12 protein-coding genes are annotated in these 11691 nt (G+C 72.6%); 4 read left to right on the top strand and 8 right to left on the bottom strand.

Annotated elements, in window-relative coordinates; translation table 11 throughout:
* Positions 1-52: 52 nt before the first annotated feature.
* Positions 53-3388: a BTAD domain-containing putative transcriptional regulator gene (locus AB8A24_RS15555; protein WP_369476115.1), complete on the bottom strand. Its 3336-nt coding sequence runs from the start codon at positions 3386-3388 to the stop codon at positions 53-55.
* Between the two features lie 72 nt (positions 3389-3460).
* Between AB8A24_RS15555 and AB8A24_RS15560 the strand changes: the two genes are divergently transcribed.
* On the top strand, positions 3461-4261 hold the full coding sequence (locus tag AB8A24_RS15560; RefSeq protein WP_328963559.1) for a site-2 protease family protein: 801 nt from the start codon (positions 3461-3463) through the stop codon (positions 4259-4261).
* 47 nt (positions 4262-4308) lie between these two features.
* On the opposite strand, the gene AB8A24_RS15565 is transcribed toward AB8A24_RS15560, so the two are convergent.
* Both AB8A24_RS15565 and AB8A24_RS15570 read right to left on the bottom strand, forming a co-directional pair.
* The gene (locus AB8A24_RS15565) at positions 4309-4461 is read right to left on the bottom strand and encodes a hypothetical protein (RefSeq protein ID WP_369476117.1); all 153 of its coding nucleotides are present in this window, start codon (positions 4459-4461) and stop codon (positions 4309-4311) included.
* An 81-nt stretch (positions 4462-4542) separates the two neighbouring features.
* Positions 4543-4734, bottom strand: a complete 192-nt coding sequence (locus tag AB8A24_RS15570; protein WP_266484774.1) for a hypothetical protein — start codon at positions 4732-4734, stop codon at positions 4543-4545.
* Between the two features lie 241 nt (positions 4735-4975).
* Between AB8A24_RS15570 and AB8A24_RS15575 the strand changes: the two genes are divergently transcribed.
* Positions 4976-7009 carry a TerD family protein gene (locus AB8A24_RS15575; RefSeq protein ID WP_369476119.1) on the top strand — a complete coding sequence of 678 codons (2034 nt, stop codon included), beginning with the start codon at positions 4976-4978 and terminating at the stop codon, positions 7007-7009.
* 57 nt (positions 7010-7066) lie between these two features.
* On the opposite strand, the gene npdG is transcribed toward AB8A24_RS15575, so the two are convergent.
* Positions 7067-7771, bottom strand: coding sequence for an NADPH-dependent F420 reductase (npdG, locus tag AB8A24_RS15580; RefSeq protein WP_030733074.1), 705 nt, complete (start codon positions 7769-7771; stop codon positions 7067-7069).
* A 94-nt stretch (positions 7772-7865) separates the two neighbouring features.
* Here npdG and AB8A24_RS15585 point away from each other — a divergent pair, with 94 nt between their 5' ends.
* The gene (locus AB8A24_RS15585) at positions 7866-8471 is read left to right on the top strand and encodes a hypothetical protein (RefSeq protein WP_328963558.1); all 606 of its coding nucleotides are present in this window, start codon (positions 7866-7868) and stop codon (positions 8469-8471) included.
* 3 nt (positions 8472-8474) lie between these two features.
* On the opposite strand, the gene AB8A24_RS15590 is transcribed toward AB8A24_RS15585, so the two are convergent.
* Positions 8475-8723 carry a hypothetical protein gene (locus tag AB8A24_RS15590; protein WP_030733080.1) on the bottom strand — a complete coding sequence of 83 codons (249 nt, stop codon included), beginning with the start codon at positions 8721-8723 and terminating at the stop codon, positions 8475-8477.
* Positions 8724-8794: 71 nt separating this feature from the next.
* Here AB8A24_RS15590 and map point away from each other — a divergent pair, with 71 nt between their 5' ends.
* A complete protein-coding gene (gene map, locus AB8A24_RS15595) occupies positions 8795-9652 on the top strand; it encodes a type I methionyl aminopeptidase (RefSeq protein ID WP_328963557.1) in 858 nt (285 codons plus the stop codon).
* A gap of 102 nt (positions 9653-9754) precedes the next feature.
* On the opposite strand, the gene AB8A24_RS15600 is transcribed toward map, so the two are convergent.
* From AB8A24_RS15600 to AB8A24_RS15610, 3 genes are all read right to left on the bottom strand, one after another.
* A complete protein-coding gene (locus tag AB8A24_RS15600; RefSeq protein WP_328963556.1) occupies positions 9755-10402 on the bottom strand; it encodes a biliverdin-producing heme oxygenase in 648 nt (215 codons plus the stop codon).
* Positions 10403-10531: 129 nt separating this feature from the next.
* Positions 10532-10849, bottom strand: coding sequence for a hypothetical protein (locus tag AB8A24_RS15605; RefSeq protein ID WP_328963555.1), 318 nt, complete (start codon positions 10847-10849; stop codon positions 10532-10534).
* A gap of 165 nt (positions 10850-11014) precedes the next feature.
* Positions 11015-11680, bottom strand: a complete 666-nt coding sequence (locus AB8A24_RS15610) for a PhzF family phenazine biosynthesis protein (RefSeq protein WP_369476123.1) — start codon at positions 11678-11680, stop codon at positions 11015-11017.
* Positions 11681-11691 lie beyond the last annotated feature (11 nt).

The following is an 11691-nucleotide window of genomic DNA, read 5'->3' on the forward strand; positions in this document are numbered from 1 at the left end:
CGGACCGATCCGTTCGGATCGCGTCCCGGACGGGCACCGGCCGGGGGCCGGGTCAGATGAGGGCGGTGGCCTCCTCCAGGGAGAGGCCACCGCCTTCGGCGTACGCCTTCTCGTAGACGGCGTCGCCCAGCGCCGCCCGGGCCAGCTCCGTCGCGCGGGTGTGGTCCTCGCGCTCCGTCGTGACCGGGAAGTGCGCGGGCGGCAGTTGCGCCCGGTAGGCGCCCAGCAGCCTGGCGGCGTCGTACTCCCGGCGCGGGCCGCCGAGCGAGACCAGCGAGAAGGCGGCCGTCAGCAGGTGGACCGCGGGCATCTGCGGGGCCACCATCCGCGCCATCGGGTCCAGGGCGGTGTCCATGGCCTGGCGCAGCCGGTCGAGGGCCTCCTCGTACAGCCCCTGCCGGTTGTCCAACCAGGCCATCGTGCCGAGCAGGAAGCCGTCGAAGATGGCGAACGCGCCGAAGGCGAACTCGTCCCGCAGGAGCTGCAGCTGGGCGCGCGCCTCGGGGATCCGCCCCGTACGGCCGAGGATGCCCGCGAGGAACATCCGGGCGGCGGGCATGGCCTCGTTGCCGTACCGCTGCACCGTCGCGGTGATCTCGGTGAGGATCTGTTCGGCCTCCTCGATCCGGCCGGCCTCGGTCAGCGTCCCGGCCATCCGTACGCGCAACACCGTCACCTGGGCCATGGCACCGAGGCGTTCCGCGTAGGCGATGGCCTCCTGGTAGTCGCGGGCGGCCTGTACGTACTCGCCGCGCTTCTCCCGAGCCTCGGCGCGGGCGGACAGCGCCTCGGCGCAGCCCCAGGCATCGCCGAGTTCGCGGAACAGGGCCAGGCTCTCGTCGGCGTCGCGCGAGGCGTCCCCGGCCCAGTCGGCCCGGTTCGCGAGGATGTTGGCGCGCAGCTGGAGCGCGGAGGCCAGTTCCCAGCGGTAGCCGAGCTCGCGGGTGGTCTCGACGGTCGCGTCGACGACCCGCTGGAGCAGTCCGGGGTCGCCGGCGATCATGACGGCGTAGATCCACAGGGAGGCGGGGGTCCGGCAGGTCTGCGGCAGTCCGGGCCGGTAGGTGGCGAGGACCCCGTCGATCAGGGCGCGGACCGAGGGGGTGTTCCAGGTCTCGTTGGTCTGGTCGCGGGAGGCCAGCAGGACCAGGTTGAGGGCGCGCCAGCCCTCGGTGCGCGTTTCGGCGGAGTAGGGCGGCGGCGTGTCGACGAGCCGTTCGTAGACGGGCTCGGCGGCGACGAAGGGCGGCTCGAAGGGGTTGGGGCCGAGGGCGGCGGTGGCCTCGGCCCAGTGCCGGGACTCGGAGCGCAGGTCGTGCATGTGCCAGTACCAGCCGAGCGAGTGGACCATGCACAGGGCTTCGTCGGCGTCGCGTACGGCGACGGCCCGGCGCAGGGCGGTACGCAGGTTCTCGTACTCGGTGGCGAGCCGGTCGGCGGCCGCCCGCTGGCCGTGGCCGCGCAGCAGCGGCTCGGTGGTGCGGGCGAGCTCGCGGTAGTGGACGAGGTGGCGGTGCTCGGTGGCCTCGCGGTCGCCGGCGGTCTCGGCGAGGCGTTCGGCGGCGTACTCGCCGACCGTCTCCAGCAGGCGGTAGCGCATGCCGAGGCCGTCGGGGCCGGGGGCGGCCACGACGAGGGACTTGTCGACGAGGGAGCCGAGGACGTCGGCGGCGTCGTAGGAGGCGGGGTCGGACGGGTCGGCGCAGACGGCCTCGGCGGCGGCGAGGTCGCAGCCGCCGGCGAAGACGGAGAGCCGGCGCAGGGCTGTGCGTTCGGCCTCGTCGAGCAGGTCCCAGGACCAGTCGACGACGGCGCGCAGGGTCTGCTGGCGGGGCAGGACGGTACGGGCGCCGCCGGTCAGGAGCCGGAAGCGGTCGTCGAGACGGTCGGCGATCTGGCGCGGGGTGAGCAGCCGCAACCGGGCGGCGGCCAGCTCGATGGCCAGCGGCAGCCCGTCGAGGCGGCGGCAGATCTCGGCGGCCGCGGCCGGGTCCTCCTCGATGCTGAACCCGGCGCGGGCGGCGGCCCCGCGGTCGCCGAGCAGCCGCAGCGCGATCGGGTCGGGCAGCGGTTCCACCGGGCGCAGGGACTCCCCCGGGACGCCGAGGGGTTCGCGGCTGGTGGCCAGGATCCGGACGTCGGGGCAGTGCGTGAGGAGGCGTTCCGCGAGGGCGGCGGCCGCACCGATGACGTGCTCGCAGTTGTCGAGCAGCAGCAGGAGCCGGCGCCGTGCGCAGTGCTCGGCGAGCCGGTCGAGGGGGTCGTCCCCGCCGCGTTCGGTGAAGGCGCGCAGTTCCTCGGCGGCGGCGCCGCGCAGCTTGGTCTCCCGGGCCCCGAGCGCGGCCAGGGTGGCTTCGGCGACGTCCTCCGAGTCTCCGGGTCCGTCGATGGGGGCGAGTTCGACGAGCCAGACCCCGTCGGGCCAGGCGCTCTCGTCCTGAGCCTCGGCGGCCTCCTGGGACAGCCGCGTCTTGCCGGCACCGCCGGGCCCGAGGAGCGTGACGAGGCGGGCCCGCGCGAGATCGTCCCCGATGACGCGGATGTCGTCCTCACGGCCGACGAAGGTGGTCAGGCGCGCCCGCAGGTTTCCCGCGGACACGGGGGCCGGCGGGGGCGGGACGGCGGCGGGCACGGCAGCGGCGGGCGCGACGGCGGCGGGCGTGGTCGGCGGCCGCGCGTCCGAGGTCAGCAGTTCGGCGTGCAGGCCGCGCAGTTCCGGGCCCGGGTCCGTGCCCAGCCGGTCGGACAGCTCCCGCCGGAGGCTGTCGTACTCGGCCAGCGCCTCCGCGGGGCGGCCCGCGTCGCGCAGGGCCCGGATGCGCAGGGTGTGCAACGGCTCGTCCAAGGGGTGCTGCGCGCACAGCGCGGTCAGCTCCGGCAGGGAACGTTCCGCCTCGCCCAGGGCCAGGGCGGCCGCGAGCCGCCCCCGGCGCGCGTCCATCCGTACCGCCTCCCAGCGCGCGGCCTCCGCGGCCGGGGCCGGCAGGTCGGCGAGGGCCGGTCCGCGCCACAGGGCGAGGGCCTCCTCGTACAGGGCCGCCGCCTCGACCGGATCCGGCACCTGGCCCGCGGCCCGGACCAGCCGCTCGAAGCGGTACAGGTCGACGTCCTGCCGCTCGGCGGCCAGCTGGTAGCCGCCTTCCGCGGAACGCACGGCCGCGTGACCGAGGGCCCGCCGCAGCCGGGCGACCAGCGCCTGCAGGGCGGCCACCGCGTCGGCCGGCGGATCGCCGTCCCACACCTCGGCGACGAGCAGCCGGGCGGGCACCACCCGCCCCGGCCGCAGCGCGAGCGCTGTCAGGAGCGCCCGAAGGCGTGCTCCGCCGACGGCCACGGGGGTCCCGTCGTCGTGAATGGCCTGGGCGGTTCCGAGGATCGCGTAACGCACCGGCCCATTGTCCCCGCACCCGGCCCGGGACCCGCACCGTTTTCCGTCGGGGCCGCGGGATAGGTTGCCCGCATGGGTCATCAGGGCAGCCGCGGCGAGCGGCGCATCAGTTCGGTATTCCTCGGCATCGTCGCGATCATGGCCGTCACGGGCTGGGCGGTGTGGACGGGGTACGCCGCCAGCCCGGGGCTGGCCGTGTTCCTCTTCGTGACGTCGGCGTGGATCGTCTCCCTGTGCCTGCACGAGTACGCGCACGCCCGCACCGCCCTGCACGGCGGCGACCTCACGGTGGGCGCGAAGGGCTACCTGACGCTGAACCCGCTGAAGTACACGCACGCGCTGCTCAGCATCGTGCTGCCGGTGGTCTTCGTGATCCTGGGCGGCATCGGCCTGCCCGGCGGCGCGGTGTTCATCGAGCGCAACCGGATCCAGGGTCGCTGGAAGCACAGCCTCATCTCGGCGGCGGGCCCGCTGACCAACGTGGCCTTCGCCGTGGTGTGCACGGCCCCGTTCTGGCTGGACGCCCTCGACGGGGTCCCACTGGCCTTCCGCTACGCGCTCGCCTTCCTCGCCATGCTGCAGGTCACGGCGGCGATCTTGAACTCCCTGCCGGTACCGGGCCTGGACGGCTACGGGGTGATCGAGCCCTGGCTGTCGTACCGGGTGCGCCGCGAGGTGGAGCCGCTGGCGCCGTTCGGCCTGCTGGCCGTGTTCGCGCTGCTGTGGATCCCGGGGGTCAACGCGTTCTTCTTCGGCGCGGTGGACGGCCTGATGTCCGCGCTCGGCGTCTCGGACCTGGAGACGTACTGCGGCCGCGACCTCTACACCTTCTGGCGGGAGAGCGACGGCTTCTGCGCCGTCCCGCAGGACTGACGGGCCGGTGTCGGGCGGAGACCGCTGCGGCCCGAGCCCCCACCCGATCACATGTCAGTGGTCACCGCCACCTCGGCGGCCTGACCCCGGCGGCGCACCCGCGCATCGGCTCCGACGGCGACCTCACGGGTGACGGCCTGCCGGACCTGTGGTCCGGCGGACGCGACCGGCAAGGTCACCGTCTTCCCGGGTACGGGCACGACCGCCCCGCACCCCACGGTCACCGGCTTCGGCCCGGCCGCCCGACCCACCGGACGCCCCCGAGGGCGCCCGGGCAGGTCCTAGCCGACCTGGCGCGCGGCAGAGGCCTTGTCGGCCTTCGCCTTGCGCAGGTAGTACCAGGCCATGTTGGACGTGAGGCCGGCCAGCAGCACCCAGACGATCCCGAGGAAGCTGCCCTCGACGAAGGCGACGACGGCCGCGACCACCGCACAGGCGCAGACGACAAGGGCGAAGACGGCAAGGCGGGGCATGGGGGGAGCTCCTCGAAAAACACTGAACGGGGTCGAGCCCCTCCAGTGTCCCCCATGCCCCGCAGTGCTGCCGTAAGGGCGTCGGCGATCGCATCGGGTTCGTTTTCGGCTTTACCTGACCTTCTGTACCCCATGGCGTTACGGTTCGGCGGATACGCGCCGTATTGCGCGCGTCACGGAACGAACGGCCCGGCCTGCTCGGCCCGCGACGGACGACGCCGGGTGAGTGGGGGGAGCACGCATGCAGGAGATCTCCAAGGGCGCGAACGTCAGCCTGTCCGCCCTCAGCGAGGACGCCGGGGCGGTCGTCGTGAGCCTGGGCTGGACCAGCGCCACCGGAGCGGGCGATGCCGACGTCTCCGTCCTGCTCCTGGACGAGAACGGCAAGATCCGCAGCGAGAACGACTTCTACTTCTACAACCACCCCGCCGCCGCGGACGGAAGCGTCCAGCTCCTGGGCAAGACGCCGACCTCGAACGGCGACGAGGACCGCATCAGCGTGGACCTCACCGCCGTTCCCGAGGACGTGGCACGGATCGTGGTGGCGGCCAGCCAGTACGGCGGGGCGCGCTTCGGGGATCTCGACGATCTGCGGATGACGGTCGCGGACCGGTCGGGGGAGTCGCTCGTCGGGTACTCGATCGAGGACGCGGGCGTGGAGACGGCCTTCATCTTCGGTGAGCTGTACCGGCGCGGCGAGGAGTGGAAGTTCCGGGCCGTGGGACAGGGGTACGAGACCGGCCTCGCCGGGCTGGCCACGGACTTCGGCATCGAGGTACTGGAGGACACCGAGCCGACGGCGGCGCCGGAAGCCGCGACCACCGCCGTGCCCGCGCCGCCGGAGGAGGGCGCCGCGACCGCCGCGACGGCGCCCGAGGCCACGACTGCGGCCACAACCGCGACCACGGCTACGGCTACGGCTACGGCGAGCGCCACCGTGCCCGCCCAGACCCGCGGCCGCGCACCCCGCACGACGAAGAAGAAGGTCACCCTGCCCAAGGTGGCCAAGAAGTCCCTCGCCGAGAACGATTCCTGGCGCACCGCGCGGCTGTTCCCCGTGCCGTCCCTCAAGAGCGACAAGGAGCGCGAGGTCCGGGCGACCTCCGTCCTGCTGTCCGTCATGGCGGAGGTACCCGAGCTGGGCCGGCGCCTCACCGCCGGATTCGGGGCACCCGCAGGTCGTATGCAGACCTTCACCGAGGTCCCCCTCCCCCACGGCGACACCCCGAGGCGGCCCGACGGCGTGGTCCGGGTGGAACGCGCGGGCAAGCTGTGGACGGCCCTCGTGGAGACGAAGACGCACGGCAACCCGCTCAAGGACGAGCAGGTCCAGCAGTACATGGACATCGCCGCACGTCGCGGCTACGAGGCGGTGATCACGCTCTCCAACGACGTGGCCCTGGACGGCTCACCCGTGGTCGACGTCAAGATCGACGGGCGGCGCAAGCACAAGGTCAGCCTCTGGCACCTGTCCTGGGCGGAGGTGGCCCACCAGGCCCAGATGCTGATCCGCCACGAGGGGGTCGGCAACGCCGCCCACGCCTGGCTCCTCCAGGAGCTCCTGGAATACCTCCAGCACGAGAACTCGGGCTGCCACGGATTCCAGAACATGGGCCCCGCCTGGGTGCCCGTACGCAAGGGCATCGAGGACGAGACCATCAGCCCCGACGACGAGCGTGCCGTCGATGTCGTCGAGAGCTGGGAGCGGCTGATCCGCCAGGTCTGCCTGCGCCTGGGCGGCGAGTTGGGGCAGAAGGCCCTGCCGGTGCAGCGGACCCGGCGCGACAGCGATCCGCGGGCCCGTCGGGTCGCGGCGGCCGGGGCGCTCTGCGTCGACGGAAGGCTGTCGGCCGAACTGCGCATCGACGGGACGAGTTCCGTCATCGCCGTCACCGCCGATCTGCGGACGGGCAAGGTCCGGACCTCCGTGGACATCCCCGCCCCGGAGGGCTCCTACCCGCTGGCGATGGTGAAGCGACTGCTGAGGGCACTGGCCGAAGCGCCGGCGGACCTGCACGTCCAGAGCCTGGTGGAGGGTGGGAACGGGACGCGCGGCACCCTGGAACGGCTGCGCCCGGAGCCCGGCGATCTGCTGCCCAAGGACGGGGCCGCGCCGACCGGGTTCCGGTTGTCGCTGATCAAGGGGATGGGCGGCACCCGGGGCAATACGGAGTCCGGTTTCATCCGCGGTGTCGACGCCGCGGTCGACCGCTTCTACCACGGTGTGGTGGCCCACCTGGGCGCCGTCGAGGCGCGAGGCGGCCGCCGGGGCTGATCCGCGTTCCCGGCGGTCCGGTCCCGGCCCGGAAGGGGCGGGACCGGACGGACCGGATCAGACGTCCGTGACGCGCAGGCCCGCGTGGGCCTTGTAACGGCGGTTGGTGGAGATCAGGTTGGCCACCAGGGACTCGACCTGGTGGGCATTGCGCAGGCGGCCCGCGAAGACGCCGCGCATACCGGGGATACGGGCGGCCAGGGCCTGGACGATGTCCGTGTCGGCGCGGACCTCGCCGAGGACCATCACATCGGTGTCGATCTCGTCGATCGACTCGTCCTGGAGCAGGACGGCCGAGAGGTGGTGGAAGGCGGCGGTGACGCGGGAGTCCGGGAGCAGGGCGGCGGCCTGCTGGGCGGCGCTGCCCTCTTCGACCTGGAGGGCGTACGCGCCCTGCTTGTCGAAGCCGAGCGGGTTGACGCAGTCCACCACGAGCTTGCCCGCGAGGTCCTCGCGCAGCGCCTCGAGGGTCTTGGCGTGGCCCTCCCACGGCACCGCGATGATCACGATGTCGCTGCGGCGCGCGCACTCGGCGTTGTCCGCGCCCTCCACGCCCAGGCCCAGCTCCTCGGCCGCGGTCCGCGCGCGGTCGGCGGCGCGGGACCCGATGATCACCTTCTGGCCGGCCCTGGCGAGCCGGTAGGCCAGGCCCCGGCCCTGGTCTCCGGTGCCGCCGAGGACGCCGACGACGAGGCCGGACACGTCCGGCAGCTCCCACGGGTCCTTGACCGGCGGCTTCTGCGTGTTGTCTGAGGAAGTCATGGGGGCGAGGGTACTGCCGGGTAGCCCACAGTCGAAGGGTGTCGAAGGGGAAGGAACCGCTCCCCGTGCCCCCCGCATGGTGCAGGATGCCGATATGGACGCCGTGAGGGTCGCGCTGCTGCGCGAGGTGCTCGCCGGTACGCAGTGGCCGGGCGCCGCGCGCCGTTTCGCCGGATCGCTGCGCCGGTCCGTCGTGCCGGCCGGTGGTCAGCTGCTGCTGGTGGGGACCGAGGGCTACGAGCCCTGGCATCTGGCGGCGCACCTGGTGGACGAGTCCGCCTGGTCGGGTCTGCCGGAGCTGGCGCCCACGCTCGTACGCCACCACGTGCGGCCCGGGGAGCCGCCGCACCTGTCGGTGGGGCTGGGCCGGCTGGCGGCGGCCCGGCGCGGGCACACGCTGCTGGTGGTGGCGCCCGGGGCTCCGGGCGAGGGTCTGCTGGAGCGCGTCCACGACGCCCGGCGCGCGGGGGCGACCGTACTGTCCCTGGACGGCGGGGACCCGGACCTGGGCACGCTCGCCCACGACGCCCTGTCGGTACCGGAACCCGACGGCGAGATGGATCTGGACACCGTGCAGCACCTGGTCAGCGCGGCGGCCGGGGAGAACGGCACGCCTGCGCAGCGCGGACCGCGCCGCTTCAGGGACCGGCTGGCGCGGCTGGCCGACCACCTGACCGCGCCGCCGCCCAGCCGCTGGTAGGACCTACGCCCCGCCCGTGCCGGTGGTGCCCTCTTCGTCCTCGCGGGTCTTGTCGTTCCACTTGGGGTCGTTCTGCCATTCGAGGTTGCGTTCCTGCGCCGTCTCCATGGCGTGGTTCGCCTCCTCCGGGGTCGCGTACGGCCCGAACCGGTCCTTGGCCGGACAGTCGGGACCTTCCTCGACCTTCTTGTGGACCAGGCAGTAGTACCACTCGCCGGGTTTGCCCACCTGACGCTTCTTGAACAGGGCCATCGTCGTCGGGCTCCTCTCATACCGCTCCGTCCCGCCATGCTGCCCCATCCCCGCTGGATACACTCGCTCGCATGTCTGGCCAGTCGCTGCTCGTACCAGGCGAGCTCTCTCCCGCCCGTTCCGTTCCCGGAAACATCCGCCGGCCCGAGTACGTGGGCAAGCCCGCGCCCACTCCGTACACCGGACCGGAGGTGCAGACGGCCGAGACCATCGAGGCCATGCGCATCGCCGGCCGGATCGCCGCCCAGGCGATGGAAGAGGCCGCGAAGCTGATCGCGCCGGGGGTGACCACCGACGAGCTCGACCGGGTCGCCCACGCGTACATGTGCGACCACGGGGCCTACCCCTCGACGCTCGGTTACCGGGGCTTCCCCAAGTCGCTGTGTTCCTCCGTGAACGAGGTCATCTGCCACGGCATCCCCGATTCCACCGTCCTGCGCGACGGCGACATCGTGAACCTCGACGTGACCGCGTACATCGGCGGCGTGCACGGCGACAACAACGCGACCTACCTGTGCGGGGAGGTGGACGAGGAGTCGCGGCTGCTGGTGGAGCGCACCCGGGAGGCGCTGAACCGGGCCGTCAAGGCCGTCAAGCCGGGCCGCCAGATCAACATCATCGGCCGGGTCATCGAGTCGTACGCGAAGCGCTTCGGCTACGGCGTGGTCCGGGACTTCACCGGCCACGGCATCAACTCGTCCTTCCACTCCGGCCTGATCGTCCCGCACTACGACAGCCCGCACGCCACCACCGTCATCGAGCCCGGCATGACCTTCACCATCGAGCCGATGCTGACGCTGGGCACCCACGAGTACGACATGTGGGCGGACGGCTGGACGGTCGTCACCAAGGACCGCAAGCGCACGGCGCAGTTCGAGCACACGCTGGTGGTGACGGACTCGGGCGCGGAGATCCTGACCCTCCCCTAGTGCTGTGACCGGAAAGGTCCACCGGTACGCGACCGGGCCCGGTGCACCTGTGCACCGGGCCCGGCCCTGTTTCCGTGGTTTCCGCAGACCTCCCCGGAGGGGCTACGCGCTGAGCGGGAACTGCTCGCCCAGCTCGCGGAAGACCGCGCCGTTGAAGTCGAAGGCACGCTTGCACTCGTCGATGATGCGCTGCTTCTCCAGGTCGTCCGCGACGATGGCGTCCAGCAGCTCGCGGTAGGTCCGCTTGAAGGCGGCCGGGTTGGAGATGTCCGAGAAGACGTAGAACCGGACGCCGTCGCCCTTACGCTCGAAGCCCCACGTGCGCTCGGCCTTGTCACGGATGATCTGGCCGCCGGAGAGGTCGCCCAGGTAGCGGGTGTAGTGGTGGGCGACGTACCCGCCCGGCCACTCGGCGGCGCACCGGGCGACCCGGTCGGCATACGCACGCGTCGCGGGCAGGGCCGTCACGCTCTCGCGCCAGTCCGGGCCCACCAGGTGCGCGAGGTCGCGCTCGATCTCGGCGACGCGCATGAGCTCGGGCTGGATGAAGGGGCCGGCCACCGGGTCGTCCTTGAGGGATTCGGCCGCGTCCTCCAGGGCCCGGTACACGAACCACAGCTGCTCGGTGTAGCGCGTGTAGGCGTCCACGCCGAGTCGTCCACCCAGCAGATCGCTCATGAAGGTCGACGTCTCGGCCTCGGTGTGCTGCTCGTGCGAGGCGACGCGGATGACCGTAGAGAAGGCGTCCAAGGCGGACCTCCAGGAAGAGGAAACAGGCGTGACGGCAATGCCGCCACGCCTGATCCTCCTACTTAGGCTTGCCTAAGTCAATGAGTTCCCGACGCCTTGTCGGTAAAAAATCGGGCTCCGCGCCCCGTGTCAGCCGGCCGAGAACGCCCAGAGCGTGAGCCACCCGACGAGGAGCACGTGGGGGTAGAGGAAGGCCAGGAGGCAGCCGATGCTGCCCAGCGCGAGGCGTCGCCTGCGCTGCGCGTCGGTCCGGGGCGGGATCCAGGTGAAGGCCACCATCGCCAGCGGGACGGCGTAGAGGAAGACGAATCCGGGCGGGAAGCCGGGCAGGTAGGAGGTCGCCCGGCCGCACCACACGGCCACCGGGGCCAGCACGGTGAAGAGCGCCGCCACCTGCAGCCACTGCTGGCGCTCGGCGGGGCGGGGGGCGAGGGAAGTCTTCGTCATGACGCCATTGCACCCGGGCGACCCGGGGCCGGGGCAGCGCCCGCGTACTCACTTCTGTCCGTGCGGGATACCTAGTGCTGTGACCGGAAAGGTCCACCGGGTCACAGCACCAGGGCGTCTCTTCTTCCGAATCTGGCCGGGCCGGCCAGATCCGAAAGAGAGGACCTAGGAGGCGTCCCGGGTCGGGGCGAAACGGACGCGGCCGCCGATCTCCACGGTGCCGTCCGGGCCGGGGGCGGTGAGGATCTGGGAGCCGGCGCCCTGGGTGATGTTCAGGGCGCGGTTCAGCTGGGCCGTCAGCAGGATCGCCGCCGAGCCGGTGGCCTCGTCCTCGGCGATGACCCCGTCGGGGCGGCGCGGAAAGCCCCGGGCGCGCACGCGGCCCGCGGCCTCGTCCTCCCAGGCCCAGGCGTACAACCAGCCCTCGCCGGGCGGCGGGGCGGGCAGCGCCTCGACCTCGGCGACGGATCCGTACTGCTCGGTGCGCTTGCCCTCGACCCACTCGGGCCGGGCCGTGATCCAGGTGAACTCCCCGTCGTCACGCGACCATACGGATCCGACGGGCGGCTGGAGCTCCTCAATGTCCAGCAACCACGCGACCCCGACCAGCGGGTGTCCCGCGAAGGACATCCGCGTGCCGGGGGTGCGGATGTCGACGACCTCGCGCTCGGGGTCGTCGACGAACACCGTCTCGCTGTAACCGAGTTCGGCGGCCAAGGCCTGCCGCGACGCATCGTCGGGGCAGGTCCGGCCGTCGCGTACGACACCGAGCAGGTTGCCGAAGCGGCCGTCACCCGCGCAGAAGACCTTCAACACGTCGAGATCGTTCACGCGGGAATTCA

Origin of the sequence: Streptomyces sp. BF23-19, from assembly GCF_041106355.1 — a bacterium.
Lineage (GTDB): Bacteria > Actinomycetota > Actinomycetes > Streptomycetales > Streptomycetaceae > Streptomyces > Streptomyces virginiae_A.

Excerpts from the sequence above, each read along its gene's own strand:
- AB8A24_RS15560 (WP_328963559.1), top strand. The coding sequence starts at position 3,461 with ATGGGTCATCAGGGCAGCCGCGGCGAGCGGCGCATCAGTTCGGTATTC.
- AB8A24_RS15570 (WP_266484774.1), bottom strand. The coding sequence starts at position 4,734 with ATGCCCCGCCTTGCCGTCTTCGCCCTTGTCGTCTGCGCCTGTGCGGTG.
- AB8A24_RS15575 (WP_369476119.1), top strand. The coding sequence starts at position 4,976 with ATGCAGGAGATCTCCAAGGGCGCGAACGTCAGCCTGTCCGCCCTCAGC.
- npdG (WP_030733074.1), bottom strand. The coding sequence starts at position 7,771 with ATGACTTCCTCAGACAACACGCAGAAGCCGCCGGTCAAGGACCCGTGG.
- AB8A24_RS15585 (WP_328963558.1), top strand. The coding sequence starts at position 7,866 with ATGGACGCCGTGAGGGTCGCGCTGCTGCGCGAGGTGCTCGCCGGTACG.
- AB8A24_RS15590 (WP_030733080.1), bottom strand. The coding sequence starts at position 8,723 with ATGGCCCTGTTCAAGAAGCGTCAGGTGGGCAAACCCGGCGAGTGGTAC.
- map (WP_328963557.1), top strand. The coding sequence starts at position 8,795 with ATGTCTGGCCAGTCGCTGCTCGTACCAGGCGAGCTCTCTCCCGCCCGT.
- AB8A24_RS15605 (WP_328963555.1), bottom strand. The coding sequence starts at position 10,849 with ATGACGAAGACTTCCCTCGCCCCCCGCCCCGCCGAGCGCCAGCAGTGG.